A 25,595-nucleotide genomic window follows, 5' to 3' on the forward strand; every position below is an offset into this window, starting at 1 on the left:
GGCGCGGATGACGACGACGAACTGATGATCGCCGTTGCCGAACGCTGGCAGGCACTCACCCGCCCCGAAGAGACACAGGAGATCAAGGACGCGCGGGCGGAACTCAAGGCAGCGCAAGCCAAGCTGGACAAGTTCCACGCGGACGATGCCGCAGACTTCTACACGGGCCGCTCCGCGCGCTACCGCATCCCCCACAAGGTCGCTGCGGAAAAACGGCTCGACAACGCCGAAGCGCGCATCCGGGAACTCACCGGAGACACCCGGATCGACGTCTCGTTCGTCGTCAACGGTCACGCGCTGAAGGTGTGGGAGGAAGCAGACCCCGGAATGCGCCAAGACCTCCTGGCACTCGCCATCGACCGTGTGACCGTGACCAAGTCCCCCAAGCAGGGAGGCGCGTTCAAAGGTGATGAGCGCGTGACCATCATTTGGGCAACCCCGGAGGGCGCGGAGCCCGGCGCAGACGAGTTCGAGCAAGCGGCGTAACAGCCCCCTGCGGCCCGAGACAGCCCCGGCTGGTCCCCGTGACCGCCGGGGCTCTCTGCTGCCCGCCCTCGGCCGACGAGCGGCCCAACAGCGGGGCGGGGTGGTGTCAGAGTGACGGTTCCAACCACTTTTTTAGAACACGTAGAAAAAATAGAAGAGAAGAGAGACCGGACCACTGTTCGGCACACCGCCACGAATCGGCACTCCGGGAAACCTCCGCTCTCCACTACGGCTCGGAAGAGAGCACGACGAACCTTCCTGAAAGCCCCTCGGGGCTCCAGGAAACCTCCGCTCTCCACATAGACCGGGAGCGAGAACAGCCCGACCGTCCGACAGGACGCGGGAAACCTCCGCTCTCCACTGATTCCGAGAGCGGGATTACCGCGCACCCACCCAACACGGGGGCAGTCGGCGGACTGAGTGCCCGACTCTCGGAACAAGCGTTGCCCGTGCACCACGCACCCCGCGTTACCGGGGTGGTCGCAGGGGTCGTGAGGCAACGCGCGGGGACCGCACCGCCCATGAGTAACCGCCCCTTGACCGGGGGCGCCGAAAGGGGTTGCCAGCGCGTGCGGTCCCCACCGTGTCCGGCCCCGAGCTGGACGCCAAGCCCGCTGGCCCAACGGCAGAGGTGCGCGGTACCGGCCCCAACTCGGGGATACCGGCCGCAGAGTTCCCCGGTTCGAGTCTGGGGGCGGGCACGCAACAACAGGTAGACGTCCCTCGGGCCTACTCGGCGGGGCGTAGTGCCTCGCGCACGGGGTCCAGCCCTACGCGCCGGATCAGCGGCGCAACGGGAACGCTGAACTTCACTCCGGGGTCGTCGCCAACGTCGAATACCCGTTCCGGGAACAGCCCCTCGCGGGCTTGGACCAACGCGTCCGCGGGGTCTATGTCGAGGATTCGGGCCGCTGTGTCGAGCGGCACCGTGGGCGGTAGTTCGTAGTCCGGCGCGTTGCCGTTCTGGTCTCCGCGCACGGTTAACACGATGTCGCCGAGGGGGTCCATTCCTCCGCTGACGGTGGGCCGTTCATCACTGGTCATGGCGTCAACGCTACTGACCGCGGGGACCACCCGCACCGCACTTGCCGACCCCTTCGGGGGCAGTGACCAGAACTCAGCCCAAGGGGGCGCACATGCGTTGTATTGACTGCACCGAGCCCGCGACCCATCGGGGCCGCTGCAAGACGCACCACGGGGCGTACGAGGGACGGCCGAGTGTCCGTTCCCGACGTGCACGGGGCAGGCGACGGGCGAACCGCCGGGACGCTGCTGCGAGGCTCCGCCGGCGAGTGCAGGAACGGGGCTCGGCCTGGTGCGACTGGTGCTTGGGCGACTTCCCCGCGGACGGGGTGGACGTGGACCATGTACGCCCGCTGTCCCTCGGTGGCGAGGACGTTGACAGCAATGTGCAAGTGCTGTGTCACGGGTGCCACGCGTTGAAGACCCGCACCGAGTTCGGATTGTCAGTGCGAGAACGCGTCGCGTCCCTCGGCGCCGAGATCATCACTCCCGCGCCACCGCGCGAGAACGCGCGGCAGTCCTTCCACCAGGTCTCGCACGTCCGCTTCCGTCAAGTACAGGCTTGAAGGCTGTCCGTCCTCGCTGTGTCCCTCCAAACGGACCGTGTGCCATGGGGTGTAACCGATGCGCGTCAGGTTCCGGGCGGGCTGTTCGGGCTTGGGAGTCATGCCGTCAGAACTACCCCACCCGCCGAAAGGTGACCCCCCATGCCCCGAAAGCCCCGCCCCCCGTGCTCGGTCCCCGGGTGCCCCGAGCTGACCACGGGTGGCCGCTGTGCCAAGCACCAGCGCGAGGCCGAGCAGCAACGCGGTACGGCTGCCGTACAGGGCTACGGGACACGGTGGCAGCGCACGCGTAAGGCGTATCTGTACCGGAATCCGTGGTGTCTGCTGTGCGGTCGCGCGGCTACGGTTGCTGACCATTTCCCTTTGTCTCGGCGTGAGTTGGTGGCGCAAGGGGTGAGCGAGCCGGACGCGTTCAATCGGCTCCGTCCTTTGTGCACGCAGTGTCACAACAAAGAGACCGCTAAGCGGCAACCGGGCGGTTGGGCATCGGCAAATGCGAAGCCAATTCGGTCATAGCGCACGGCTTTACCAGGGGGGTGCCCCCCTTCCCTCCGTCTCTAGAGCGGCAGGGAGGCTAAAAACTCGCGTGGCTCATTGGGCCGTTTCGGTGGGGGTGACTATGCGTAATGCTGCTTTGCTCGACCCCCGAGACCTGAGCCGAATGGAAGTCCAATCGGCCGTTGGTGAAAACGGGGCTCCGTGCATCCTCTGGGCCGGTGCACTTGACGGCGGTGGTTACGCCGTTACGAATCGAAAGGGCCGTCTCTCCAAGGTGCATCGACTCATGTACGAGTCGGTTATGGGTGCCATTCCACGTGGACTCGTCCTGGATCACCTCTGTCGGGTTAGGCACTGTGTAAACCCGGCACACCTAGAGGCGGTATCCAATGCTGAGAACGTCCGGCGAGGAGCCAACACCAAACTGACCATGGCGGACGCTATAGCGATACGCCACGAGTTCACACAGCCCAACTCTCGTACCAAGACAGCGATAGCGGCAGCCTACGGCGTGAGCCGGACAACGATAAGCCTACTGCTGGCGGGTACAACGTGGGTTGCCGAGTGAGACAGAGGGGGACCGCATGGCAATTCCCGGGCAGAAACCCAAGCCCCACATTCAAGCGGTCCGCGAGGGCACGTTCCGCCCCGACCGCAATTCCGAGGGCGCGACGTTCGCCCCGCTGTCCCCTGTCGAGCCGGATTGGTCCGAGCTGCTGCCTGGGGACGGAGCCGAGGACGTGCGGGGAAAGGCCGCGGACGTGTGGGCGAGGACGATTCCCGCCCTGGTGCACTCTGCTGGTCTTACCGACGCGCAGAGAGAAACAGCAATTGAGTATTGCGTGACGGTCGCCCGACTCTGGCAGGCCGAACGCGAGTTGAGCCGTATTGGCCTGGTGGTCGAGACGGAGCGCGGGAAAGTTAAATCTCCGTGGGTGACGATTGCGGGTCAGTACCGGTCGCATTTCCGGTCACTGGTCGGTGAGTTGGGGCTTTCGCCCGCGTCAGCCACGAGGATTACCCCGCCGGAAAGCGGGGGCGACGATGACGGGATCTTTGACTGACGAACTTCCGGTCCCGTATGACGCGCTGCTAGAACTCGGGCTGACCGAGGACGAGATAGCCGACGCTGTGCAGTCGCGTCCGCTCGTCCTCGCCCACCAGGCACCGCAGCGTGAGGGCGCCTATTTCGATGTGCCTGCCGCTCGCCGAGCCATTGCGGCTATCGAGTCCATGAAGCACACGAAAGGCCGATGGGGCGGGACTCGGCTCAAGCTCGCACCGTGGCAAAAGGTCTGGATCATTGCGCCGATCTTTGGATGGCTCTGGTTTGACCCGGAGTTGGGCCGAGCGGTTCGAGTCGCCCGGACGGTGTGGATTGAGGTTCCCCGTAAGGCGGGCAAGAGCACGCTTTCCAGCGGTATCGGCCTGGTGTTGCTGCTCGCTGACCGCGAGATTGGCGCGGAGGTCTACGCGGCAGCCGGCTCCCTGCCACAGGCTGAAAGAGTCTTTGACGACGCTAAGCGTATGGCGCTGACTTCCCGCGCCATTCGGGGCCGCGTTGAAGTGCTGCGCGGGCTCATTCGGGTACCGCGGACCGGTGGTGTCTTCCGGGCCCTTTCGAAAATCGCCGAGACCGCCCACGGTCTGAACGTCTCGGGTGCCATCGTGGATGAAGTCCACGTGCACAAGCGGCGAGACCTTATCGACGCTATCGAGACCGGTACCGGCGCCCGCGATCAACCGTTGGTCGTATTCATCACGACCGCAGATGAAGGCGTCGAAGGCTCGATTTACGACGAGAAACACACGTACACCCGCCGCTGTGCGGACGACGTGATCTCAGACCCCGGGCATTACGGGGTCATATGGGCTGCCGAGGAAGGCGACGACCCTTACACCGAGGAAACGTGGCGTAAGGCTAATCCGGGGTTGGGTGTCTCGCCCTCGCTCGCCTACATGCGCCGTGAGGCTGCCAAAGCCAAATCGACCCCGAGCTATTTCCCGACGTTCTGCCGCTTGAGCCTGAATCGCCGTATGCGCTCGTCCTCGCGGTGGCTGCCGCTTCCGGTGTGGGATGCGAACGCGGGGGCCGTGGACGAGCAGCGGTTCCGCTACCGGCGCGCTTGGGGCGGGGTAGACCTGTCCGCGGTCAGCGACCTTTCGGCGTGGGTGCTCGCTGTCGAGTCCCGCAAACCGGGGGTCGAGTTGGAGTTGGTCAGCCGCTTTTGGCTGCCCGAAGAGCGCATAGACGAGCTACAGGCACAGCTACAGGTACCGCTTAGGCAGTGGGCCGACGATGGTCTGTTGACGCTGACCGAGGGCGACGCAATCGACTACGGCGCGATCGAAAAGCAGATCATCGCGGACTGTCGCCGGCTGGACGTGCAGCGGATTTCGTACGACCGGATGTTTGCCGGGCAGCTCGTCCAGCGTATCGAGCAGAAAACCCGCGGCGTGGACGTGGTTCCGGTCGCACAGACCTATCTAGGAATGAGCCCCGGCAGCAAGGAACTTGAAAGGCTGTTGCGTGAGGGCCGCATACACCACGGCGGTAACCCGATCCTGCGTTGGAACGCGTCGGTAGTTGAGGTGTACCGGGATGGAAACGACAACTTGCGCCCCGTGAAACCCGACCGGGGAAAGTCGAGCGCCCGCATTGACGGTATCGCCGCAACGGTTATGGCGCTGGACGGGTATGTCCGCCGACCGTTCAAACGGCCCCGTGCTGCGAGCGCGTGAGGGGGGAAAGCATGGCGGAAACACCGCTACAAATGACAGAGCGGATGTACAGCAAGCTACAGCGTCGCAGACACCACGCTAAGAAGTGGTCGGATGCGTACGAGGGGGACCGCCCACTGTTGTTCGCGTCGCCGGAATTCAGCACACAATCCGGCGGGCTCTTTGACGAGTTCTCCGACAACTGGTGTGCGGTGGTGCCCGACGCGACGGTTGAACGGCTTATGCCGCTCGCGTTCCGGCTCGATGACGGGACCGTTGACAAGGATGCGGGGACCGCGTGGCGTCGTTCCGAGGCTGATGTAGAGATTGGCCTAGCGCTGCTTGAAGCTCTCATTACGGGGCGCTCGTTCGCGCTGGTCTGGAACAACGCCGATGCCGGTTGAGATCACCTTTCAGCACTCGTCCAATGCCATAGTCGAGTACGTTCCCGGTCGTCGCCGGCTCCGTAAGGCGGGGCTCATGACGTGGCGGGACTGGGATACCGAGTTCGCAACGCTGTTCACCCCGACCATGGTCTACCGGTGGCAGCGTCCGACCCGCGAGGGCGGACAATGGACCGGACGTACCGCGGGGCTTTCGAGGGGCGAGCCGAGCCACATACCAAATCCCCTCGGGGTAGTGCCGTTGGTCGAGCTGCCCAACCGCTCGCGGTTGCACGGGAAGCCCCGCAGCGAGATTTCGACGGTCCTTCCGCTACAGGATGCGGTGAATACCCTTTGGGCTCACCTCATGACCGCGAGCGATGGTCTCGCGCTGCCCGCCCGTGCGGTGCTCGGCATGGATCGGCCCGTCCGGGAAATTGTTGACCCGGAGTCGGGGGAAGTGGTCGGGGAGGAAGATCTACCGCTAGACCAGTTCCGGAAAGACCGCCTTCTGTGGCTTGAGAAACAGGGCGCGTCCATTGCCGAGTTCTCCGCCGCTGACCTACAGAACTATTTGAAGGTCATTGAAGTTGCGGTGCAGCACATCGCCGCGCAGACGCGGACCCCGCCGAGCTATCTAGCGGGGCAGCTCGTCAACGTGAGCCCCGATGGTGTCGCCGCGAGTGAGGCGGGACTAGTTGCAAAGGTGACGGAGAGGCAGCGCCATTTCGGCTCGGCGCTCCGCGAGATCATGCGGCTAGAGGCTTTAGCACAGGGTGAGGCCCGACGCGCGGAAGCTCTCGCGCTCGGCTCGGTGGTCTGGCGTGACCCGCAGTTCCGCAGCGACTCGCAATATTCCGATGCGCTGGTGAAGTTGAAGGCAATCGGGGTGCCGGATGAGGCCCTTTGGGAGCGGATTCCCGGGGTCACTCCGGACGAGATCGAGCGTTGGAAGTCCATGCGCACGGATGCGGTGGGCGCGATCCTCGGCGGGGACGTGTCCGCGCTGTTCGGGGTCAAGCCCGACCAGGCCGAGGACGACGACCAGGCCGACGAGCCCGAGGACGCCGAGGGGGCCGCGTAGTGACCGGTCCGGCCGAGTTGTCCGCGGCCCGGTACACCGAAGTCCAGAGCATTTCCCGGGCCGTTGTGGAAGCGATCCAAGCCCTTTGGCGGGACGTTCCCGCCGACCGGCTCTTGTCTGCGATGACGGGCGAGACCGGTCGTCAGATTCTCGCCGCGGTGACCGCGGGGCAGCTCACGGCAGCACAGGGAGCACAGATGTTCATCGGTGCGTCCATGGCTGCACAGGGGGCGATTGCGGCCCCGCTCGGCGTGCTCGCCCCCGCGGCCCTGGTGGGTATCGCGTCGGACGGTCGCCCCCTCGCCTCGCTGCTGCAACTGCCCGCCATCACCACGGCTCGGGCACTGGCAGCCGGCGAGAGCGCCGAACTCGCGGCCGTTCGCGGGCTTACCCAAATGGCGATGCTGGCGAGCACGCAGATAGCGGACACGTCCCGTACGGCTACGTCCGTCGCCATGGCTGCACACCCGCGCTGTATCTCGTACGTCCGTGTTGTGCGGCTGCCCGCGTGTGTCCGGTGCATCGTGCTGTCCGGTCGTCAGTACAGCTACTCAACCGGGTTCAAGCGGCATCCGCGTTGTGACTGCGGGATGGAGCCGATGACGGATGCCAAGTGGCGAGAGACCAAGACCCCGGAAGCGCTGTTCCGCGAGATGAGCCCCGACGAGCAGCGGAAGCGGCTCGGACCGAACGGGGTCAAGGCACTTGAGCGCGGGGCCGATCTCGGGCAGCTCGTCAACGCGCGCCGAGGAATGGCAACCGCGGTGACCGGTCGGGGCCCGATGAAAGTCACGACCGAGGGCACGACCAAACGCGGACTCGCCGCACGTGCGATGCAAAGCGAGTTCGAGAAAGTGCCCGGCAAGCGGTATCAGCGAGCCAAAGAGGCACGCCTTATGCCCGAGACCATTTTCAAACTCGCGGGTGACAACCGCGAGCACCAAATAGCCATGTTGAAGAAACACGGATACATCGTGTGAATCAGGGGGGACCACAGATGGCAGACGACACGCAGAACACCCCGGGTAACGGCCCGGCGGACGAGCACCAGGGCCTGACCGGTACAGGTCCCGGAACCGCCCCCAAGGTCGAGTCGGGCAAGGGGGCCGAGGGCGACCAGGCCGACGCGGTGAAGACCGCCGAGACCGCCCGAGCGGCTGCCGAGAAGCGAGCGAGCGAGGCAGAGCAGGAGGCGGCGCGGCTCCGCCGTTCGAACGCAGCGACCCGGGGCACCGACCTTGACGCGCTCCGCGACGAGGTGCGGGCGGAGTTCACGGAACAGCTCGTCCGTGCCGAACTCCGCGCGGCTGCTGCGGGCAAGCTCCGCGATCCGGCGGACGCTCTCGCGCTGCTGGACGTTTCGGCCCTCACCGGCTCCGGGGGCGATATCGACGCTGCCGCGGTGGCTGCTGCGGTGGACCAGCTCGTCAAGGACAAGCCGTATCTTGCGACGGCCGACCCGTCCGCCCCCGCTCCGGTGTGGGGCGACGTCGGCGCCGGACAGCGGGAGAGCAACGACAAGCCCGAGCCCGCCACCCCGCTTGACCGGCTCCGCCGCGCGTACGGCTCGTAAGCCCTAGCAGGGTCGATCCTGCACCCATTCCAGGGGACGCACCGAAATGGTGCCGTCCTTTTTTCATGCCCAAAATCAGGAGGAATTCAAGCAATGGCACTGACTCTCGCCGAGGCGGCCAAGCTCTCGACCGACGACCTTCAGCGGGGCGTTATCGAGACGTTCGTACAGGAGTCGAGCATTCTCGACCGCATCCCGCTGCTTACCATCGAGGGAAATTCCTACAGCTACAACGAGGAAGCGACCCTTCCGGGCGTTCAGTTCCGGTCGGTGAACGAGGGATATTCCGAGTCCACTGGCACCGTGAACCAGAAGTCCGAGAGTCTTGTGATTCTCGGCGGTGACGCTGACGTGGATAAGTTTATCGTCAAGACCAGGGGCAACCTGAATGACCAGAGGGCCATTCAGACGCGCATGAAGGTCAAGGCCGCGGCGTACAAGTTCCAGGACGCATTTTTTAACGGTGATATCGCCACCGAGCCCAAGGGCTTTGACGGTCTGCGTAAGCGGCTGGTCGGCGCTCAGGTGATTTCCGCGGGCACCAACGGCGCCCCGATCGTCGGTGACGGCTCGGCGGACTCGCACGCGTTCTTTGACCTGCTCGACCGGCTGATTGCGCAGGTCCCGGGCCTGAACTCGTCTAACGGTGCGCTGTACGCCAACGCTGGTGTCATTGCGCGGGTTAAGTCGGCTGCCCGCCGGATCGGCGGATACGAGATGGTCCGCGAGGCTCTTACCGGAAAGGTGGTCGCCACCTACAACGGTATTCCGCTGCTCGACCCGGGCCAGACTGCCGCGGGCGCGGACATTCTTCCGCAGAGCGAGGCGCAGGGTACTGCAACTGACGCGTCGTCCATTTACGCGGTGCGGTTCGGCCAGGCCGAGGACGACCGCGCGGTGACCGGTCTCACCAACGGCGGAATTCAGGTTGACGACCTGGGCGAACTGGAGACGAAGCCCTCTTACCGCACCCGGATTGAGTTCTACACGGGTCTCGCAGTGTTCGGCGGCCGTGGTGCTGCCCGCCTTAACGGCGTTCTCGCCAAGTAATCCGAAGGGGGATACGGAATGCCACCGCGTAAGCGGGCAGCGTCCGCCCCGAAGATTCCGCACACGGATTCATGCGGTGCCCCGGAAAGGGTCGAGAGCTTTCCCACTCTCGATTCCTCCGGGGCCCCGCGAACCGTACTGCGGTGTCTGGCGTGCGGTGCTCAGACAGTCAAGTGACAAGGGGAGGTAACGCGTAATGGCACTCCCCGCACTGGCGACCGTGGACGAACTCGCGGCGTGGATGCAGCGCGAGCCGGACGAGCTGCCCCAAGGGGCTGCCCTGGTGCTCGACACCGCATCCGCCATCGTCCGGACGGAAGCTCGACAACGCTTCACCCGGGGGACGACGACGGTTGCTCTCGACCCCCGGGAACGGGTGGTCCGGTTGCCCCAACGCCCGGTTATCTCAGTCGAGTTGGTCCGGGCGGGGGCGCGGGTTCTCGACCCGGAGGAGTACCGCGTGTGGCGTGACGAGCTGTGCTTCCCGCTCGCTGTGTTCGGGCCCGTGGTCGTCACCTACACGCACGGGTACGCCGAGGTTCCCGGGGACGTGCGCGCCATCGTGCTCACGCTCGCCGGCCGAGTGCTGACCAACCCGTCCGACCTACGGCAAGAGTCGGTCGGTTCGGTGAACGTGACCTACGCGGCCGAGACGATCGGGGCGAGTCTCGCGCCCATCGAGCGGGACCAGCTCGCCCGGTACCGGCCCCGCGCTGCGGTGGTGGGGCTCCGGTGATGCTTCGGGCATCAGGCAGCTTCCGAGCGTGGGGCGTTCTGCCAGACGTATAGGGCCGCACGACACTCCCGCGTGGTGCATGGCTTCCGGTGCTTTTTCACTTCGCCCTCCAGGCGGGGCATAAACTGCTTCGGGTTGCCCCGCTGAACGTGTCCGCAGTTCTTCGAAAAATGGTAAATCTCCGCGTCATCCGGGTTGCTCGGCCTGACCCACACCAGCGGATCGTTCATCCAGTCCAACAAGAGTGCTTGACGTTCAGGTAGCTCTTTGTCTGATTCTCCCACGGTCAAGACCCGCTCCCATTTCGCGGTTGCCAAGGCGTGATCTCCGCATTCGATGGCGTTTCGCGCTTGCCGCAATAGCTGGTCCCGGTAGTTCGCCATGAACTGTTCCGCATTCTTCCTCTTGTCGGCATGTTCTTCCACAAGTTCTCGAATGCGTGCATCGCGTGGATTCATGGTGAATCACCCTCCCTGGTGATAGGTATGCAGATTAGCCGGGGAGGGATGGCACGAGGAAGCGTTCCGCACAACTGCACACAGCGTTAGGAGTCGCCCATCCACTACACACAGACAGTCGTGGTTCTCCGGGCCCCGTTCCTGGTGGACCGGTACGGCAACACCACGTCGGAACGCGACTGGTCGAGCGCCACCAGGACCACGGTCCGGCGGGTGTCGGTGCAGCCGGATGCGACGAGCGAGGACGACGGGGACCGCCCCGCGGTGACGAGCGGACTACGGCTGATCACACGCCGCGGTGTCGATGTCGACCTGATCCCGGGTGACCGGGTGGTTGTCATGGGCCGGCTACTCGACACCGATGGGGAACCCGCGCGGTATGTCGTCGACGGGCGCCACCACCACACCGAGGCACGGTTGAAGGAGGTGGCGGGGTGAGGTTCCGACCGAACATGCGCGGTATCCGTTCGCTGATGAAGACACCGGAAGCGGGGCGGGAAGTCGAACGCATCGCGGCCCGCATCGCGTCCTCGGCCGAGAGCGCGACAGGGGGCGAGTTCCGCACCGACTCGGCGTTGGGCACTCGCCGTTGGCGTGCTGCGGTCATCGGCGATTACCAGAAGCAAGGAGATGCCGAGGGCACCCGTTCGGCACTGCTGCGGGGCATGGACGGTGCCGGGGATGAATAGACCGGTCGTCGTCATGCCGGATGCGGTAGCGGTCGTGACCGGGTATCTGCGGGACGTTCTCAAAGCCCACGGCCAAACGGTCCCGGTCGTCTCCCGTATCCCCTCTCCACGCCCCTCGGCGTTCGTCCGAGTGCAGCGCATCGGGGGCACACAGCAAACCCCCGTATCGGACCGCCCACGGCTCGATATTCACTGCTGGGCCGAGAGCGAGTCCGCGGCCCATGATCTCGCGGCGCTCACGCGCGCACTGCTCGGTGACATTCCCGGGGTGCGCGACGGAGTGACCGTTTACCGGGTGTCGGAAGTCGGGGGCCCGATGTGGCTGCCCGACGACCAGACCAGCACCCCGCGCTATGCGTTCGCCGTGGAAATCCATATGCGCGGATGTGCACGCTAAGGATTCTTCAGCTCGTATTGCCTTGGGTGCCGTCATCATCTAGCACCGCTTGTGCTATTTCTACGAACCTGATCAACTCTTCGTTAAGGTTGTATCTGAGTTCGCGCCTCCGGTCTCCATATTCATGGCGGCTGTGGTAATCCTGCATATCGTCTTCGTCAATAGGTGCTCGCAGGGCCTCCAAAAGACTCAAATAGCCATAACTCATACGTTCAAGCTTGGTGGCAACATCAGAAACCCGTTTCGGCCCTGACAGCACTAGCTCAATCCATTTTTCATTGAGCGCAAGATGGAGCCTTTTCGCTGTCTCGGCGAATTCATCTCCAGGGTGGAACGACAGACCTTCCGCGTGGTCACGAATGTCCGACACGGCAGAAATGAACTCCTTGTATACCTGGTGCCTTGGCTCTCTGCGTTGACTCCTGTGTTCTGACCGTGCCGTAATTCGCGCGCCTTCGCGCTGAGCCCATCCGGTGGCCAAGGCTGCGCCGATAGTAGCGACTGACCCCGCCAATGCGCCGCACACAGCGGCCAATCCTGCGTCCATGACGCGCAATCTTACAGCCACCCCACGTACGGCGTGGCTGATTCCACCAAATCAACTCCGAAGGGACACCTATGCCTCTTAACGCTAACGCGGTCCGCGTTGCGGTGACCGGTGCGGCTTATGTGGCTCCGCCAAAGGCCACGTTGCCGACCGACGCAATTACCCCGTGGCCCGACACCGCTACCGACATCGGATGGATCTCCGATGACGGCATTACCGAGTCCAACTCCGCGGACACCACGGAAATCAAGGGATGGCAGGGCGGGCAGACCGTCCGAAAGGTCATCAGCTCGTCCGAGATGACTTTTGCGTTCACGGCCATCGAGACGAGCAAAACGGTTCTTGAGCTGTACCACAAGGGCTCGAAGGTGGAAACCACATCCGGTAAGAGCGTGCTTGCCATTAAAGCGCCGGGCCCGGACCGCCGGACATTCGGATTCGACGTCATCGACGGTGACTCGCACATTCGTATTGCGATCCCGGACGGCGAGGTCACCGAGACCGGAAACATTACCTACAAGGGCGACCAGGCAGTTGCCTACGAGCTGACCATTACCGCCTATCCGGGCCCTGACGGAACCGTGGCGATCAAGTACAGCGATGACCCTGCTTGGGGTTCCGCACCCGAGTAGTAATCCCACGGCGAAACGTTCCGTCTACACAGTAAGAGGCACAGCACGTGAGTAATGCATTCGACCTTGACGTTTGGGTCCAGGAAGCCCGCCAGGAACCTTTCCGTTTCACGCTGTCCGGTCTGGTCTTCACCATGCCTGCCGCGGGAGAGCTGGACAAGTCCGTCCTTACCACGGTGAACATCGAATCCCCCTCGGCACGCGATATTGAAACGCTGCTTAAGTCGGGGCTGGGCGACCAGTGGGCACAGTTCGACGCCATTCCCGTACCGCTCGCTGCTCTCGGCGAGCTGTTCCGGCAGTGGCAGAAGCACGAGGGTGCGCCCCTGGGGGAATCCTCGGCCTTGTCCGACTCCTGAGTGAGTATGGCGAGGCCATAGAAGCGGATTTGCAGCGGTATTACGGTATCGATCTGCGCGACCTTTTCCGCCCCGGATCGGGTCTCACCTGGCGCCGGCTGCGGGCCCTGGTGGTAAATTTGCCGACCGAATCGGCATTGGCCCGGACCATAGCGGGTCCCGATTCTGTTTGGACGCTGGAAACGCAGCTACTCGCCGCGGTACACGACCGCTTGAGCGAGGCGAATTGGCAGCGCGGTAACGCGGGCTCGAAATCGCCGAGTCGGCGCCCGCAACCCATTCCCCGACCCGGAGTCCGTTCGGACCGAATCGGCGGTACCGACCGTGACCCGCGCGAAGTCGCCGGGTATCTCGCTGCCTTCCATCCGGAAAGCGGGGGGTGATCCCGGATGGCTGTTGAAGTGGGGATGGGCTATGTGTCCGTCGTCCCCGAAGTTGAAGGGTTCGCGGCCGAGCTGCAAAGGCAGGTCACGGGGCCCGCGGAAAGCGCAGGACAAGAGGGCGGGCAGGCAGCCGGCGAAGGTTTCACCGGCAAAATGGGCGGTCTGCTTAAGGGCGGTCTTGCGGCTATTGGTATCGCTGCTGCGGCGGTGCTGACCAAGGGATTTATGGACGCGCTCGACCAGGGCGCTATTAACGGCGAGATTCAGGCGCAGTTGGGGACGACCCCGGAGGAAGCGGCCCGGTACGGAAAGGCCGCGGGGCAGCTCTATGCCCATGGGGTTACAGACTCGGTGGAGGGAGCGGCCGAGGCTATTTCCGGGGTCATGCGCTCCGGAATCCTTCCGCCCGACGCGACAAACGCGCAGATCGAGGAAATATCCAGCGGTGTAGCAAACCTCAGTAAGACCTTTGAGCTGGATCTAGGCCAGACGAGTAATGCCGTTGGGCAGATGCTCAAGAACGGTCTAGCCAAGGACGGTACAGAAGCGCTCGACATTCTGACCGCCGGAATGCAAAAGATGGGTCCGCGTGCCGATGACATGGCGGACACTATGAATGAGTATTCCACCAAGTTTCGCGACTTGGGGTTGTCCGCCGCAGATGCCATGGGGCTCATGTCCCAAGGAATGCAGGCAGGCGCACGGGATACAGATATCGTCGCCGACGCGCTCAAGGAATTCCAGATCCGGGCGACGGACGGAAGCAAGACCAGCGCGGATGCCTATAGGGCAATCGGGCTGAACGCCGAGGAGATGACCCGCAAGATTGCGGCGGGTGGCCCTGGTGCTCGCGAGGGACTGCGACAGGTCCTAGACGGACTGAAATCCATTAAGGATCCTGCCGAACGCAGCGCCGCGAGCGTCGGGCTTTTCGGTACTCAGAGCGAGGATTTGGGCCAGGCTCTTTATGCGCTCGACCCGAGAACCGCTGTAAAAGCACTCGGTGACACTGCCGGGGCAGCCGACAAAATGGGCGACGCGCTGCACAACAATGCAGGTGCCCGGATCGAGCAGTTCAAACGTTCCCTTCAAGTCGGTCTGTCCAACTTCATTGGCGACAACGTGATTCCCGCGCTGACCTCTTTCGGGGGTTTCGTGGGGAGCACGTTCGGGCCCGCGCTCAGTCAAGGTAAGGAACTCGTCTCCGGTTTTTTCGGAGTTTTCTCCGGCTCGGCGGGCGGGTCTTCTATCAACGCATTCGGGCAGTCGCTCGTTTCTGCGGGAACGACTCTGCGAAACGAATTCCTACCCGGATTGCAGGGGCTCGGATCGACTGCCCAAACGACCGTACTTCCTGCCCTGAAGGGGCTCGGAGACGTTCTGTTCAATCGGCTCGTTCCCGCGTTCATGACGTTCTATACGAGCGCCACGGACGCCGTGGTTCCCATTCTGTCGGCGCTCGGGCGCATTCTGCTGGAGGTCATTCAGCCTGCCGTAATGCGCGTCTATGCGACGGTGGCCGAGAATCTGCAACCGATCTTTGCGGCTCTTTCGGATTTCATATCGAAGCGCGTAGTGCCTGCCGTTCAGATGATCGGCGAGAAACTGCGCGGTGTGGTCGAGAAAGCCCGTCCGCTTATCGAGGTTGTCACGTCTGTTTTGTCGTGGCTGGCTCGTCTCGCGGCTGACATTCTCGGCGTGGTGATCCCGATTATCATTCGTCTCGCAGGACCGGTTCTTTCCCTTCTGTTCTCTGCCCTGGGAACTGTGATCGGCTGGATTGGTGACGCGATTGGCTGGCTGTCCAAGGTGGCAACCAGCCTGCGCGACGGGGGCAAGGCTGTTGGCGATTTTGCGTCAGCAGCTAAGCGCAAGTTCGGCGAATTCATAGAATGGATCCGGGGACTTCCTAAGCGTGTCAAGGATTCGCTAGGCGACTTCGGAGAACTACTCGTCACTAAGGGTGCAGACCTCGCCCGGGGGCTTTGGGAAGGCATCAAGGGCATGGGCGGATGGCTGAAAGAAAAGCTGTTCGGTTGGGCCCGTGAGTACATTCCGGGGCCGATTGCTGATGCTCTCGGGATCAACAGCCCGTCAACTCTGATGCGTGATGAGATCGGCCGTTGGCTGCCCCCCGGTGTTATGGAAGGTGTGGAGGACGCACAGCCCGAGCTAGATGCACGTCTGCGGTCCATGGTCAGAATCCCCGAGATTGACCCCGTACGGTCCGCTGGGCCCGTGCGGGTGCCCGACCATCCCGCGCATCGGGATAGGGCTCTAGAGGCGATTCTGCGGGCTTTGGAGGACGACCAGGGGCGGGAAATCGTAGTGCGTGTCGGAGAGAACGAAATTGCCCGTGCGGTGGAGTCTGGAACTCGTCGTCTCGCAAGGAGGTGAGAGCGGTTGAACATGTGGATCGGATTGCCGGGAACCATGCGGGAGATCGTTGACGGTGCTGCAAGTTTCGACCGGTCACCGGACCTTTCCGTGACGGAGTTCCGAGCCCTTTCCGGAGGTGTCACCACGTGGGCGCCCCCGGTCCAGCCTCGCCGGCTGAAGCTCGGATGGTCCGCCATGGCAGCGGGGGACGTTGCCCACCTTGACCGCCTCGCGCGGCGCATCGACGCTCCGGGCCCGGTCGCCCTGGTGGACCCGCTCGCCCGGAATCTGCTGTCCGGTGCTCAGGGGGCGGGGCTCGGGGCATCGGCGAAGTGGGCATGGTCCGGCAACGACATCATCTTGTACGGCGGGGACTTCGGTGCCCACGTACCGGTCACGGTGTCTGTCGAGAACGTGCCCGCGAGTCTGGGCCCGGACCTGTATTGGCAACACCCGGTGTGGCCCGGGTACCCGGTGACTCCGGGCATGGTCGTCACGTGGTGGGCTCCGGGGTTGGTAGCGAACGGCGCTCCGATTGCTCAACACCGGATGCAGTGGATCGACGCAACGGGAACGACGACCAGTACGGCCACAAGCACCGGTGCCGCGCCGATCGTGCGCACCGTGCCCGCTGGTGTTGCGTTCGTCCGTCCGGCCGTGCGGTTCTCGGCAGTTGGGTTGTGGATACTCGGCGCGTCGATCTTTGCTACGAGCGACGTGTCCGCGGAGCTGGTGCGCGGGGCCCCGGTGACAGTCGGGGAGGGATGCCCCGCTTTCAGCATCACCCGTTACAGCCATGCAGCCTCGCCCGGGGACGGGCGGTATCGGGACATCGGTCTAGAGCTGGTGGAGGTGACTCGGTGAAACCCGCAGACAGCCGGCTGACAGCAGCACTCGCCGAAGGTGAGCGGTCCGCCGCGCAGACGACCAGGCTCGGAGGACGAGACGTCTCAACTCAAGTGCAGACATGGGCACTTGACCAGACATACAGCACCGACCTACCGCCCGCTATGCGCGCGTTCTCTGGGGTGTCGTCCGCAGAGCTGGAACTGTCCCTTGGCGGGACCGGGGACAAGTCAGCTGCCGCTCTCTACGGCCCGTGGGCTCCGAGGGCAACAGGTGACGTGGTCCGTCCCGGACAGTCCGTGACCCATGAATGGGGACTGAACGCGCAGACCCTCGGCACGTTCCGCGGCACAGTCCGTTCGCGTGAGGCTGCATCCGGTGCGGATCAGGTGGCGGTCACCGCGCTGGACGGAGCCGAGCGACTGCGGCACCCGGCCGAACTGCCCCGCCCCGACGGAGCCCTGAGCAGCGCTGCTACATGGGCTTCATGGGTGGCATCCCCGGTGTGGGTGGTTGACCACCTGTTGCGCGGTGCGGGAATCCACACATGCCCGCCCCCGCGAGAGACCAGCATTCTCTACGCGTCGTTGCACGGGGGTGCCAACGCCAACATCGGATATCTGGAATGGATGTACGGGGACCTGTCCAAATGGGGAAAGGCCAACGCCCCATTTGAATCAGGGATCATCGGCGGTCTGGCATCTCCGAGCGTGATCACCTACATTCCCGAGCTGTTGCCGGTCAACCGGCACGCAGACGGTCTCTGGTTTGAATTCTGGACGGACACCCGACAGGGCACCACAAGCAAAGTCGTACGCATCAACACCGAGTTGTGGACGGTCGGAGTTCCCCATTTCGTCACGATGGAAGTGGACTTCATAACCGGGAAGATCACAGCGTGGAGCGGCGCCAACTCAGACCACACGAAGAATCAGGCTCTCCAATGGACATGGAACCCGGTGACCGTTCCGGGCCGCTTCCATATCGGATGGTGGCTCACATGGTCGACCGTAGGGGTTGCCACACTCGCACCCGTCATCACCGGGCCCGATAATATTCCGGCGTACCTGAGCAACGGGGTTTTCAGTACCACTCCTGCACCAGCCGGCCACGTATATCAGGTGACGTTGACCGTGGTGAACACAGTCGCGGAATGCTTTCAGGTGAGCCAACGTGCAGCCAAACCGGCCAGCCTCGCCGAGGTAACGCAATCCGGGACATGGAAACGCACAGCGGGACTCGACCAACCCATGTTTCCTCTACGGTCTGTTCCGGCAGTGACTGGCTCCGCATGGGACGTGATCAACGAGATAGCAAGAGCGACACTGGCCACCGCCGAGTTCAACGCGGACGGTCATTTCCTGTGGCGCAACCACACCCGGTGGACCACCGTACCGACCACGGCGGCGCTGACTGTCAAATCCGCTCGGGAAATCAGCTCTCTGAAGGTGCGAGAGGAAATCGACGCGTGCCGGAATCACTGCCGTGTGCGCTGGGAAGACTGGGCATTTGTCATCTCGGCGGGACCCGAAAGATTCGATGACTCACCCGCCCCCATTGCCATTGCCGGGGGGACCACCCTCACCCGGACAGTCACAATCGGCGAGGACTTCCGGGACCCACGCACCCCGAGGACATCGACAACCGAAACCGTGGGCGGGCCCAACCGGATCACGTTCCGCGTTGGCGCAGGAACGACAACATCCCTGGCACATGGCGCCGTCGACGTACGTGTTACCCGCTCGGGAACCACGGCCACCATCACCGCCCACAACCGCAGCACCACCACACTCTATTACCACGGAGCCTCGCTGATCTCCCTTGTTCAGGCGGAGTACAGCAAACCCGTTCCGTCGAGCTGGACAGCGTGGAACACCGCCAGCCAAAGGCACTACGGCATACAAACGCTGGAACACGACGTAAAGGGATGGGTACAGGATTCCGCCTCCGGGCGGTCCCTCGCCGAGGCACTGCGCGACGCAGGGGCATTCCCCCCACCGCTGTTGCAGTCGGTAGAAGTGCTTCCCGACCCGAGAATTGAACTTGGGGACGTGGTGCGGGTGGTCGACACCACGGGCGCAACACTTGACACTCTTGCGTGGGTCATCGGAAACCGTGTGTCGGGGGACAGCGGAGTCATCAAACAATCACTGACACTGCGGGGAACCCAGACCAACGGATTGCCCGCCGATGCGGGGCTTACTCCGGACCCGCCGACCCGTCCCAATGCGCCCCCGCCATCGTGACAGACCGAGGGGGAGAAATGGACGAGACCGATGAGCCTTTGGGTGTGCGTATCGGGGCCCGTGAAATCTATGACGAAGTAGTGGGGCTCCGGGGCGACGTTCAACGGCTCGGACAACAAGGGGAATCCGTGGACGAGACGCTAGAGGATCACGAGACCCGTATCCGTGGGCTTGAAAGCGAGCGGGGGCGATTCGTTCTTCCCGTCGCGCTGATTACCGCGGTGGCGACTGTCGTTGCTGCGGGACTGACCGTCGCACGCCTCGCCGGCTAGAGCCGAGCGACCGAAAGACTAGCCCCGTTCGGGCTTACTGGGCGGGGCTTTCTCATGCCCAAAACAAGGGGGAACATGTCAGGCATTGACGCCATGCTGTCCGCTGCTGCGGCGGACGTTGGCTATAAGGAAGGCCCCAACAACAAGACCAAGCACGGTGCTTGGTACGGGCTGGATCACAACCCGTGGTGCGACATGGCGGTGAGCTACTGGGCGCACCGAAGCGGGAACGCGGGTGCAGTCGGACGGTTTGCCTACTGCCCGTCGCACGCGAATTGGTTCCGTACTCGCGGTCAGTGGTTCGGCAAGAACGCGGCCGTTAAGCGCGGGGACATCGTGTTCTATTCGTGGGACGGCGGACCTGTTGCCGATCACGTCGGCATCGTCACCGAGAACTCTGCCGCGGGCGCGAGCATTCGCACGATTGAAGGCAACACGTCCTCGGGCAACGCGGGCAGTCAGGGCAACGGGGACGGCTGCTATCGGCGCGTCCGCACACGTTCGCAGGTTCTCGGGTTCGGGCGCCCCGCCTACTCGGGCAGCTCGTCCGGGGGCAGCTCGTCGCCCTCGCGGGCCCGGGTGACCATCGGCGGACTGGCCTACGGCTACGGCGCCAAGGGCGACCACGTAACGCGCGTCGGTCAGGCCCTGGTGAAGCGCGGGTTCGGCAAGCACTACACCGTGGGTCCGGGCCCGACGTGGACGGATGCGGACACGCTCAACTACGGGGCATTTCAGCGGTCGTTGGGTTACACGGGTGCCGACGCGGACGGAGTGCCCGGACCGGACAGCCTCGCGCGGCTGCTCGGCTCGACCCCGGGCAAGCCCGCTCTTGCCCCGTTCCCGGGGACCGCGTGGTTCAAGAAGAACCCGCGCTCTCCGCTGGTCACTGCCATGGGTCGCCGGCTGGTCGCCGAGGGGTGCGGGCGCTACACGTCAGGCCCGGGGCCGCAGTGGACCACGGCGGACCGCAACTCGTACGCGGTGTGGCAGCGAAAGCGCGGGTTCTCCGGGGCCGACGCGGACGGCTGGCCCGGAGCGATGACCTGGGACGCGCTTAAGGTCCCGGCGGTCTGACCACGCCCCGTGACTGTTTACGGCTCGGCGTGGACCAGCTCGGGAATGCAAACGCCCGACCGTTCACAGACAGCAACACAACACACCGAACACACCGACACAACAGGGGGAACCTCTATGCCGTTCATCCACACTCATCCGGCCCGTATCTACGCCGTGGCGGTCGCCGCTCTCGCACTGGTGGCGCACTACGTGCCCGAGCTGCCGAGCGCGCTTGTCCTCGGCCTGGTCGCCGCGGTGCTCGGTACCGGTGAGGCGGTGCAGCGCGCCGAGGACAACAAGACTGCTGCGGCCGGCGAGCACCAGGCCGACGAGCACCAGGGCGACGACCAGGCCGACGCGTGAGCTATCGGCACGTCGCTCTGATGGGCCGAGCGGGGTCGGGGAAGGACTCGGCAGCCGCTCGGCTCGTCTCGGCCTATCAGTTCGTGCGGGTGGCGTTCGCGGACCCGCTCAAGGAATCCGCCCTACGGCTCGACCCCATCGTTGGGGCCGAGGGCACGTCGTACGGGGCGCTTCCGATCCGTCTGTCCGACGTGGTGAAGCGGTACGGGTGGGACCGGGCGAAGAACGGCTATCCAGAGGTGCGCCGGACGTTGCAGCATCTCGGCGAGACCGTGCGCACGGATGACCCTGATTTCTGGCTCCGCATGGCACTGGACAAGATCGGCACTGCCGACCGGTGGTCCCTGCCCGTGGTCGTCTCCGATGTGCGCTACGCGAACGAGGCGGACGCACTGCGCGCCGCGGGGGCCCTCATGGTCCGTATCGAGCGGCCCGGGGCGACTGCTGGGGGCGAGGCTGCCCGCCACGTCTCCGAACTCGACCTAGACGCGTACCCGGCGGACGTGACGATCCCCAACGCGGGCTCACTCGACGACCTTTGCGCGCTGGTGGACACGCTCGCGGTCCGCCGCTGACAGCGGGTGTCGGGGTGGCGAGAGTGACCCCCGATCCTCTTCTTTCTTGTTTTTTCTAGCGTTCCCAAAAAACCGGTTAGAACCGTCACTCTGCCACCCCCTCTACCTCAACCATCCATTCCCGAGGGGGACCAGCCATGCCCGGAACCATCCGGACCATCAAGCGCGGTGGCTCGCGTTTCTACATCCACCCTGAGAGCGCCGAGAAGGTGCCCGGGGTCACTTCCATTGTCGGGATGCTCCCTAAGCCTTTCTTGACGTTCTGGGCTGCTCGCATGACCGCGGTAACGGCGGTTGAGAACCTGGACGCCGTGCGGGCAATCGCCGAGCGCGACCCCGCGGGGGCAATCGACTTTCTACGCAACTCACACACCCGGTACACCAATCTCCGGGCCAAGGTGGGATCTGGCGCACACGACCTGTTTGAACGCATGATCCGCCTTGAGGAGATCGGGCGCGTGCATCCCGACCTTGAGCCCTACCGGCTCGGGTTCGCTGAATTCCTGCTCGCGGTGCGCCCGCAACTCATCCGGGCCGAGGACGTGTGTTGGTCGGACGAGCACGCTTACGCGGGCTCTTTTGACGCGCTGATTCGCGTCCGGCTCGGCGAGGACGGAAAGCCCGACCACGAAAACGGCGAGTGGCACACGCTGTTGGTCGACTGGAAGACCAGTAAGAGCGCATATCCCGACGTTGCGCTACAGCTCTCCGCCTACGCGCACGCGGACCGGATCATCTCGCCCGATGGCACGTCCGAGCCCATGCCCAAGGTGGACGGCGCGGCAGTTCTTCACATCACTCCGGAAGGCTGGGTGTTCAAGCCCGTCCGGATTGACGAAGAGATCTTCAATGTGTTTCTGACGCTGCGGCATGTATTCCAGTGGGACCGCGAGATCAGTAAGACCGTGTTCGGCAGCCCGATTGCGCAGAGCGTCCGCCGGCTGATCACCGGAACACAGCGCCGCGCAAGCTGACCGACCCGTATCACCAAAGACCAGGCGAGCCGAAGTCCTACGGTCCGCCTTTTTTCATGCCCAAAACCAGGGGGGATTAGCCACATGGCTATTCGTATTTTCGAGACCGACCCGTCCGCCAAGCCCAAGGCGACGTTTTCCGATGACACCGTTGGTCGCTTCCACGGCGGTAAGCAGGAGAACGGCATTCCTGTTGCCCTCGCCGAGTGGCGTGTGACGACCGGCGACCCGGAGGTTGCCGACGCCATTTCTCAGCTCATGGGCGGTTCTCCGGTCGAGACCGATTCCACGTCGGAAAATTTCATCGAGATTCTGACCGCTCAGAACAAGGTGACGGTAGTTCTTTCCGGCACGGATGCCATTTCGTCCGATCTCAAGCTGTGGAACGGCTCGGCGCTCATTCACCACTGTGATGGTGTCGAGTTTCTTTCCCCGGACGAGGACAAGGGCAAGCCGTGCCGCTGCCCGGAACTCATGGAGGACCGCAAGGCCGCTGCAAAGGCCAAGCGGGGTCCGGCTCCGTCCATTTCCGTGACGTTCCGTCTCGCCGAGGATTACGACCTTGGCCTTTTCCGTCTCCAGACCGGTTCATGGAAGCTCGCCGAAGTTCTGCACGAGGTGGAGAACGCTCTCGACAAGATCGGCGCCGAGGCCCTGTGTTCCCTGGAACTTGAGCTGGTCGAGTACACCACGAAGAAGGGGCGCGACGTTTCTTACCGAAAGCCGGTAATCCGCGTTCTCAAGTCCTACAACGACGCAATCGCCGAGCCCAAGTTCTAGCCGGTGCGGGGCCCCGGGAATGATTCCTGGGGCCCCTCATTCACGGGGGAAACGCATCCCAATTCTTGAGCTGTGCGCCGGATACGGGGGGATCGGTCGGGCTGTCGAGGCTCTGACCGGGGACAGGATCAAGATCGTGGCGGACATCGACCCGTACGCGTCCTTGATCCTGGCCACCCGCTATCCGCACGCACGCAACATCGGAGACATTACCCAATTCGATTGGGCCACCATCGCGGGAGAGGTGGACATCATTACGGCGGGGTTCCCCTGCCAAGACATATCCAACGCAGGGAAACGGGCGGGCATTCATGGCGAAAGGTCGGGCATCTGGGAAAGCGTCCTCGGGGCCGTTCGCGTTCTTCGACCACGGTTCGTTTTCCTGGAGAACGTATCCGCCATCCGAAACCGGGGCTTGGCGCACGTACTCGCGGGATTGGCCGCGTGCGGGTATGACGCTCGGTGGTGTTGCTTCCGCGCGTCCGCTACTGGAGCCCCCCACATGCGAGATCGGTGGTTCTGCATCGCCACCCCTTCTACCAACTCCACTCGCGTCGGACGCATCCAAGGGACCTGATTTCGCACGGGACGAACGGCAGGGAAGCGGCGGGCAGGATCTTGTAACCGCCGTGGCGCGGCTATTCGACAAGGACCGAGCCGTAAAGCTGTTCAAAACACCGACCGCAAATTTGGGCACCAACGGGGCTCCGCAGCACCCTGATAAACGGCGTGCGGGTGGTCACGGACCGACGCTCGATGATGAGGTTTCATATCTGCTGCCCGTTGACCCGGAGATTGCCGAGGAAACCCCGGGCGCCTTTCATTCCCCGCCGGAATGGTGGGCCGAGTACGCGCCCGCTGTGCACCGCTGGGAAACCCTCATGGGCTCGCCGGCTCCGATACCGGTCGAGTTCGGGCCCCGCGGTGGTCGTCGCCTCGCCTCCGTTTTCGCGGAATGGCTTATGGGATTGCCGCGCGGGTGGATCACGCACATTCCGGGACTCAATCGCTCCCGGCAAATCAAGGCCGCAGGTAACGGCGTCGTCAGCCAACAGGCATTCATGGCCTACCTGCATTTGATGAACTACAAAGAGGAGTAGCCGCAATGGCTAAGCGGGGGGTCGTCACCGATTACGGGGGCGAGGAACTTTACAAGGGGGATCTAGTCGCGTACGCGGCTCGTCAGGGAAACCGGGTTCGGATGGCTGACGCCATTGTGGACAAGGTGACCGCGCGACTGGTGGACGGACGGCTACGGCCGATGCTCCGCATTCGCCCGACTGGAGTGGAATCCGGTTTCACCAAGCGCCGTTCGCTGCGGCGCGAATGGATTTCCGCCGAGCACGTCCGGCTGATCATCCCGGATGCTACCGGCGAACGCGACGCGTAACAGCACGACACAGAAAGGGCCGACCGTACCCGCGGGGTGTGGTCGGCCCTTTCGTATGGGGGGATCAATGCACATCACTATTTCGGCCAAGTCGGCTCCGTCACTCGGTGACGTTCGAGCCCTCGGCCCGGGGGACACGGTGCGGCTGTATCCGGATTACCGGCAGCGCCCCGACTGGATTCGGTATCTCGCTGCTGCGGCCCATGCCATGGCCCGGGGTGCCCGAGTGGACCAGGGGTCGGACCATGGCTAACCCGAACAAGGCCAAGGGGACACAGTGGGAAAGCGCGGTGCGGGACTACCTAAACGCTTTTCTCGGCCTGGTGGACGAGTCCGGCGCATTCCTGAACCCGTTTGACGGGGGCAACGTGCGCCGACCCGCGCAAGAGGGCGCAAAGGACGTGGGAGATATCCACGCGGCCCCGTTCGTGCTGGAAGCGAAGAACACCCGGAGCCCCGCCGTACCGACGTGGATTCGTCAGGCAGAGATTGAAGCGAGGCACGCGGGATTCCCGTATGGAATCGTCGTGCGGAAGGTGCGCGGGTCCTCGGTCGCCATGGGCCGCGTACACGTCTCAGTGCGCATGTGGACCCGGGTGCGGCTCGCCCTCGGCATGCCCGCGGATGAGTTCGCCGCGTTCTACGGCTGGTCGGTCTCGCTCCGCGGGCTCGACACGTCCCGGTGGTACCTGACCACGACCGTGCGGGACTTTGCGCACTTGCTCGCGGACTTCCGCCGACTCGTCCCCGAGGGGGTGAGTACCCGTGCTGTTCGCTGATCTGCTCGGGCGGTTCTCTCAGGTGGCCGAGGAGAGCGACGGGGGTTACTCGGCTCTGTGCCCCGCACACACCGACTCGCGCCCGTCGCTCCGTATTTGGAGGGGTGCGGACAACAAGGTCCGGATGACTTGTCGCGCGGGGTGCGCCACGGCGGACGTGATCTCGGCGGTACGGCTCGGGTGGGGTGATCTGTTCGACGTGAGCGGCCCGGGTGCCACGGTTCCGGCCGAGCGCCCGCAGCTCGTCCCCGTCGCGCACACAGCGGCGCTCGCTGCGTACGTGGACCGGTGCTCGCTCGCCCTCGGAGACTTCGCCGGCCCGTGGTCCGAGCGGGCCCGGAACTACC

At 64.2% G+C, this 25,595-nt stretch carries 32 protein-coding genes and 1 pseudogene; 29 read left to right on the plus strand and 4 right to left on the minus strand.

The genetic code is table 11. The features are described from left to right. The coding region (locus tag ABTZ59_RS02525; RefSeq protein ID WP_351389027.1) for a hypothetical protein at positions 1-486 on the plus strand (486 nt) is incomplete at its 5' end. 729 nt (positions 487-1,215) lie between these two features. Here the strand turns inward: ABTZ59_RS02525 and ABTZ59_RS02530 are convergent. Continuing rightward, positions 1,216-1,530 (minus strand): hypothetical protein, encoded by a 315-nt coding sequence (locus ABTZ59_RS02530; RefSeq protein ID WP_351389030.1) that lies wholly within the window; start codon positions 1,528-1,530, stop codon positions 1,216-1,218. A 92-nt stretch (positions 1,531-1,622) separates the two neighbouring features. Here ABTZ59_RS02530 and ABTZ59_RS02535 point away from each other — a divergent pair. Next, positions 1,623-1,925 (plus strand): annotated as a pseudogene (locus ABTZ59_RS02535) (HNH endonuclease); the annotation flags it as partial. A 27-nt stretch (positions 1,926-1,952) separates the two neighbouring features. Here the strand turns inward: ABTZ59_RS02535 and ABTZ59_RS02540 are convergent. Next, a complete protein-coding gene (locus tag ABTZ59_RS02540; RefSeq protein WP_351390157.1) occupies positions 1,953-2,177 on the minus strand; it encodes a hypothetical protein in 225 nt (74 codons plus the stop codon). A 559-nt stretch (positions 2,178-2,736) separates the two neighbouring features. Between ABTZ59_RS02540 and ABTZ59_RS02545 the strand changes: the two genes are divergently transcribed. From ABTZ59_RS02545 to ABTZ59_RS02585, 9 genes are all read left to right on the plus strand, one after another. Then, complete coding sequence (locus ABTZ59_RS02545) at positions 2,737-3,141, plus strand: HNH endonuclease signature motif containing protein (protein WP_351389033.1); 405 nt, start codon at positions 2,737-2,739, stop codon at positions 3,139-3,141. 16 nt (positions 3,142-3,157) lie between these two features. Beyond that, the gene (locus tag ABTZ59_RS02550; protein ID WP_351389036.1) at positions 3,158-3,637 is read left to right on the plus strand and encodes a P27 family phage terminase small subunit; all 480 of its coding nucleotides are present in this window, start codon (positions 3,158-3,160) and stop codon (positions 3,635-3,637) included. After that, positions 3,630-5,315, plus strand: a complete 1,686-nt coding sequence (locus ABTZ59_RS02555; RefSeq protein WP_351389039.1) for a terminase large subunit — start codon at positions 3,630-3,632, stop codon at positions 5,313-5,315. The genes ABTZ59_RS02550 and ABTZ59_RS02555 overlap by 8 nt, the downstream gene beginning before the upstream one ends. A gap of 11 nt (positions 5,316-5,326) precedes the next feature. Further along, positions 5,327-5,698 carry a hypothetical protein gene (locus tag ABTZ59_RS02560; protein ID WP_351389044.1) on the plus strand — a complete coding sequence of 124 codons (372 nt, stop codon included), beginning with the start codon at positions 5,327-5,329 and terminating at the stop codon, positions 5,696-5,698. Continuing rightward, the gene (locus tag ABTZ59_RS02565) at positions 5,688-6,761 is read left to right on the plus strand and encodes a phage portal protein (protein WP_503001845.1); all 1,074 of its coding nucleotides are present in this window, start codon (positions 5,688-5,690) and stop codon (positions 6,759-6,761) included. Before ABTZ59_RS02560 ends, ABTZ59_RS02565 begins: the two co-directional genes overlap by 11 nt. After that, positions 6,761-7,741, plus strand: a complete 981-nt coding sequence (locus ABTZ59_RS02570) for a VG15 protein (protein WP_351389047.1) — start codon at positions 6,761-6,763, stop codon at positions 7,739-7,741. The genes ABTZ59_RS02565 and ABTZ59_RS02570 overlap by 1 nt, the downstream gene beginning before the upstream one ends. A 17-nt stretch (positions 7,742-7,758) precedes the next feature. Continuing rightward, positions 7,759-8,334, plus strand: coding sequence for a hypothetical protein (locus ABTZ59_RS02575; protein WP_351389050.1), 576 nt, complete (start codon positions 7,759-7,761; stop codon positions 8,332-8,334). Between the two features lie 93 nt (positions 8,335-8,427). Continuing rightward, positions 8,428-9,384 (plus strand): major capsid protein, encoded by a 957-nt coding sequence (locus tag ABTZ59_RS02580; RefSeq protein WP_351389054.1) that lies wholly within the window; start codon positions 8,428-8,430, stop codon positions 9,382-9,384. A gap of 196 nt (positions 9,385-9,580) precedes the next feature. Beyond that, on the plus strand, positions 9,581-10,120 hold the full coding sequence (locus tag ABTZ59_RS02585) for a hypothetical protein (protein ID WP_351389057.1): 540 nt from the start codon (positions 9,581-9,583) through the stop codon (positions 10,118-10,120). Between the two features lie 11 nt (positions 10,121-10,131). On the opposite strand, the gene ABTZ59_RS02590 is transcribed toward ABTZ59_RS02585, so the two are convergent. Beyond that, positions 10,132-10,578, minus strand: coding sequence for a hypothetical protein (locus ABTZ59_RS02590; RefSeq protein WP_351389060.1), 447 nt, complete (start codon positions 10,576-10,578; stop codon positions 10,132-10,134). Positions 10,579-10,698: 120 nt separating this feature from the next. Here ABTZ59_RS02590 and ABTZ59_RS02595 point away from each other — a divergent pair, with 120 nt between their 5' ends. From ABTZ59_RS02595 to ABTZ59_RS02605, 3 genes are read left to right on the plus strand one after another with little or no spacing between them, the layout of a single operon-like run. Beyond that, on the plus strand, positions 10,699-11,016 hold the full coding sequence (locus tag ABTZ59_RS02595; RefSeq protein WP_351389063.1) for a hypothetical protein: 318 nt from the start codon (positions 10,699-10,701) through the stop codon (positions 11,014-11,016). Between the two features lie 14 nt (positions 11,017-11,030). After that, a complete protein-coding gene (locus ABTZ59_RS02600) occupies positions 11,031-11,267 on the plus strand; it encodes a hypothetical protein (protein WP_351389066.1) in 237 nt (78 codons plus the stop codon). Next, positions 11,260-11,664, plus strand: coding sequence for a hypothetical protein (locus ABTZ59_RS02605; RefSeq protein ID WP_351389069.1), 405 nt, complete (start codon positions 11,260-11,262; stop codon positions 11,662-11,664). The genes ABTZ59_RS02600 and ABTZ59_RS02605 overlap by 8 nt, the downstream gene beginning before the upstream one ends. A 7-nt stretch (positions 11,665-11,671) precedes the next feature. On the opposite strand, the gene ABTZ59_RS02610 is transcribed toward ABTZ59_RS02605, so the two are convergent. Beyond that, on the minus strand, positions 11,672-12,034 hold the full coding sequence (locus ABTZ59_RS02610; protein ID WP_351389073.1) for a hypothetical protein: 363 nt from the start codon (positions 12,032-12,034) through the stop codon (positions 11,672-11,674). 248 nt (positions 12,035-12,282) lie between these two features. On the opposite strand from ABTZ59_RS02610, the gene ABTZ59_RS02615 reads away from it, so the two are divergent. The 15 genes from ABTZ59_RS02615 (at position 12,283) to ABTZ59_RS02685 (ending at position 25,248) form a co-directional block, all read left to right on the plus strand. Further along, entirely contained in the window at positions 12,283-12,843 is a 561-nt protein-coding gene (locus ABTZ59_RS02615; RefSeq protein WP_351389076.1) for a phage tail tube protein, read from the plus strand. 47 nt (positions 12,844-12,890) lie between these two features. Further along, positions 12,891-13,202 (plus strand): hypothetical protein, encoded by a 312-nt coding sequence (locus ABTZ59_RS02620; RefSeq protein ID WP_351389079.1) that lies wholly within the window; start codon positions 12,891-12,893, stop codon positions 13,200-13,202. Positions 13,203-13,591: 389 nt separating this feature from the next. Beyond that, the gene (locus tag ABTZ59_RS02625; RefSeq protein ID WP_351389083.1) at positions 13,592-15,982 is read left to right on the plus strand and encodes a phage tail tape measure protein; all 2,391 of its coding nucleotides are present in this window, start codon (positions 13,592-13,594) and stop codon (positions 15,980-15,982) included. A 6-nt stretch (positions 15,983-15,988) separates the two neighbouring features. Next, complete coding sequence (locus ABTZ59_RS02630) at positions 15,989-16,828, plus strand: hypothetical protein (protein WP_351389087.1); 840 nt, start codon at positions 15,989-15,991, stop codon at positions 16,826-16,828. Between the two features lie 281 nt (positions 16,829-17,109). Then, positions 17,110-19,056 carry a hypothetical protein gene (locus ABTZ59_RS02635; RefSeq protein WP_351389090.1) on the plus strand — a complete coding sequence of 649 codons (1,947 nt, stop codon included), beginning with the start codon at positions 17,110-17,112 and terminating at the stop codon, positions 19,054-19,056. A gap of 17 nt (positions 19,057-19,073) precedes the next feature. Further along, positions 19,074-19,328: a hypothetical protein gene (locus tag ABTZ59_RS02640; RefSeq protein ID WP_351389093.1), complete on the plus strand. Its 255-nt coding sequence runs from the start codon at positions 19,074-19,076 to the stop codon at positions 19,326-19,328. Positions 19,329-19,403: 75 nt separating this feature from the next. Next, positions 19,404-20,405, plus strand: coding sequence for a peptidoglycan-binding protein (locus ABTZ59_RS02645; protein WP_351389096.1), 1,002 nt, complete (start codon positions 19,404-19,406; stop codon positions 20,403-20,405). 117 nt (positions 20,406-20,522) lie between these two features. Next, entirely contained in the window at positions 20,523-20,750 is a 228-nt protein-coding gene (locus ABTZ59_RS02650; protein WP_351389099.1) for a hypothetical protein, read from the plus strand. Then, on the plus strand, positions 20,747-21,325 hold the full coding sequence (locus tag ABTZ59_RS02655) for a deoxynucleotide monophosphate kinase family protein (RefSeq protein ID WP_351389102.1): 579 nt from the start codon (positions 20,747-20,749) through the stop codon (positions 21,323-21,325). The genes ABTZ59_RS02650 and ABTZ59_RS02655 overlap by 4 nt, the downstream gene beginning before the upstream one ends. 137 nt (positions 21,326-21,462) lie before the next feature. After that, on the plus strand, positions 21,463-22,299 hold the full coding sequence (locus ABTZ59_RS02660) for a hypothetical protein (RefSeq protein ID WP_351389105.1): 837 nt from the start codon (positions 21,463-21,465) through the stop codon (positions 22,297-22,299). Between the two features lie 84 nt (positions 22,300-22,383). Then, positions 22,384-23,079 carry a recombination directionality factor gene (locus ABTZ59_RS02665; RefSeq protein ID WP_351389107.1) on the plus strand — a complete coding sequence of 232 codons (696 nt, stop codon included), beginning with the start codon at positions 22,384-22,386 and terminating at the stop codon, positions 23,077-23,079. Positions 23,080-23,098: 19 nt separating this feature from the next. Next, the gene (locus ABTZ59_RS02670) at positions 23,099-23,656 is read left to right on the plus strand and encodes a DNA cytosine methyltransferase (protein ID WP_351389110.1); all 558 of its coding nucleotides are present in this window, start codon (positions 23,099-23,101) and stop codon (positions 23,654-23,656) included. 52 nt (positions 23,657-23,708) lie between these two features. After that, positions 23,709-24,179, plus strand: a complete 471-nt coding sequence (locus tag ABTZ59_RS02675; RefSeq protein WP_351389113.1) for a DNA (cytosine-5-)-methyltransferase — start codon at positions 23,709-23,711, stop codon at positions 24,177-24,179. Between the two features lie 101 nt (positions 24,180-24,280). Continuing rightward, positions 24,281-24,469 carry a hypothetical protein gene (locus ABTZ59_RS02680; RefSeq protein WP_351389116.1) on the plus strand — a complete coding sequence of 63 codons (189 nt, stop codon included), beginning with the start codon at positions 24,281-24,283 and terminating at the stop codon, positions 24,467-24,469. A 245-nt stretch (positions 24,470-24,714) separates the two neighbouring features. Next, positions 24,715-25,248 carry a hypothetical protein gene (locus ABTZ59_RS02685; protein ID WP_351389119.1) on the plus strand — a complete coding sequence of 178 codons (534 nt, stop codon included), beginning with the start codon at positions 24,715-24,717 and terminating at the stop codon, positions 25,246-25,248. Positions 25,249-25,595 lie beyond the last annotated feature (347 nt).

Source organism: Streptomyces sp. NPDC094034 (genome assembly GCF_040303865.1).
Lineage (GTDB): Bacteria > Actinomycetota > Actinomycetes > Streptomycetales > Streptomycetaceae > Streptomyces.

Bases quoted from the DNA above. Each gene is read 5' to 3' on its own strand.
- ABTZ59_RS02530 (WP_351389030.1), bottom strand. From the start codon at position 1,530: ATGACCAGTGATGAACGGCCCACCGTCAGCGGAGGAATGGACCCCCTC.
- ABTZ59_RS02540 (WP_351390157.1), bottom strand. From the start codon at position 2,177: ATGACTCCCAAGCCCGAACAGCCCGCCCGGAACCTGACGCGCATCGGT.
- ABTZ59_RS02545 (WP_351389033.1), top strand. From the start codon at position 2,737: ATGGAAGTCCAATCGGCCGTTGGTGAAAACGGGGCTCCGTGCATCCTC.
- ABTZ59_RS02550 (WP_351389036.1), top strand. From the start codon at position 3,158: ATGGCAATTCCCGGGCAGAAACCCAAGCCCCACATTCAAGCGGTCCGC.
- ABTZ59_RS02560 (WP_351389044.1), top strand. From the start codon at position 5,327: ATGGCGGAAACACCGCTACAAATGACAGAGCGGATGTACAGCAAGCTA.
- ABTZ59_RS02565 (WP_503001845.1), top strand. From the start codon at position 5,688: ATGCCGGTTGAGATCACCTTTCAGCACTCGTCCAATGCCATAGTCGAG.
- ABTZ59_RS02575 (WP_351389050.1), top strand. From the start codon at position 7,759: ATGGCAGACGACACGCAGAACACCCCGGGTAACGGCCCGGCGGACGAG.
- ABTZ59_RS02580 (WP_351389054.1), top strand. From the start codon at position 8,428: ATGGCACTGACTCTCGCCGAGGCGGCCAAGCTCTCGACCGACGACCTT.
- ABTZ59_RS02585 (WP_351389057.1), top strand. From the start codon at position 9,581: ATGGCACTCCCCGCACTGGCGACCGTGGACGAACTCGCGGCGTGGATG.
- ABTZ59_RS02590 (WP_351389060.1), bottom strand. From the start codon at position 10,578: ATGAATCCACGCGATGCACGCATTCGAGAACTTGTGGAAGAACATGCC.
- ABTZ59_RS02600 (WP_351389066.1), top strand. From the start codon at position 11,031: ATGCGCGGTATCCGTTCGCTGATGAAGACACCGGAAGCGGGGCGGGAA.
- ABTZ59_RS02605 (WP_351389069.1), top strand. From the start codon at position 11,260: ATGAATAGACCGGTCGTCGTCATGCCGGATGCGGTAGCGGTCGTGACC.
- ABTZ59_RS02615 (WP_351389076.1), top strand. From the start codon at position 12,283: ATGCCTCTTAACGCTAACGCGGTCCGCGTTGCGGTGACCGGTGCGGCT.
- ABTZ59_RS02625 (WP_351389083.1), top strand. From the start codon at position 13,592: ATGGCTGTTGAAGTGGGGATGGGCTATGTGTCCGTCGTCCCCGAAGTT.
- ABTZ59_RS02640 (WP_351389093.1), top strand. From the start codon at position 19,074: ATGGACGAGACCGATGAGCCTTTGGGTGTGCGTATCGGGGCCCGTGAA.
- ABTZ59_RS02645 (WP_351389096.1), top strand. From the start codon at position 19,404: ATGTCAGGCATTGACGCCATGCTGTCCGCTGCTGCGGCGGACGTTGGC.
- ABTZ59_RS02650 (WP_351389099.1), top strand. From the start codon at position 20,523: ATGCCGTTCATCCACACTCATCCGGCCCGTATCTACGCCGTGGCGGTC.
- ABTZ59_RS02660 (WP_351389105.1), top strand. From the start codon at position 21,463: ATGCCCGGAACCATCCGGACCATCAAGCGCGGTGGCTCGCGTTTCTAC.
- ABTZ59_RS02665 (WP_351389107.1), top strand. From the start codon at position 22,384: ATGGCTATTCGTATTTTCGAGACCGACCCGTCCGCCAAGCCCAAGGCG.
- ABTZ59_RS02670 (WP_351389110.1), top strand. From the start codon at position 23,099: ATGATTCCTGGGGCCCCTCATTCACGGGGGAAACGCATCCCAATTCTT.
- ABTZ59_RS02680 (WP_351389116.1), top strand. From the start codon at position 24,281: ATGGCTGACGCCATTGTGGACAAGGTGACCGCGCGACTGGTGGACGGA.
- ABTZ59_RS02685 (WP_351389119.1), top strand. From the start codon at position 24,715: ATGGCTAACCCGAACAAGGCCAAGGGGACACAGTGGGAAAGCGCGGTG.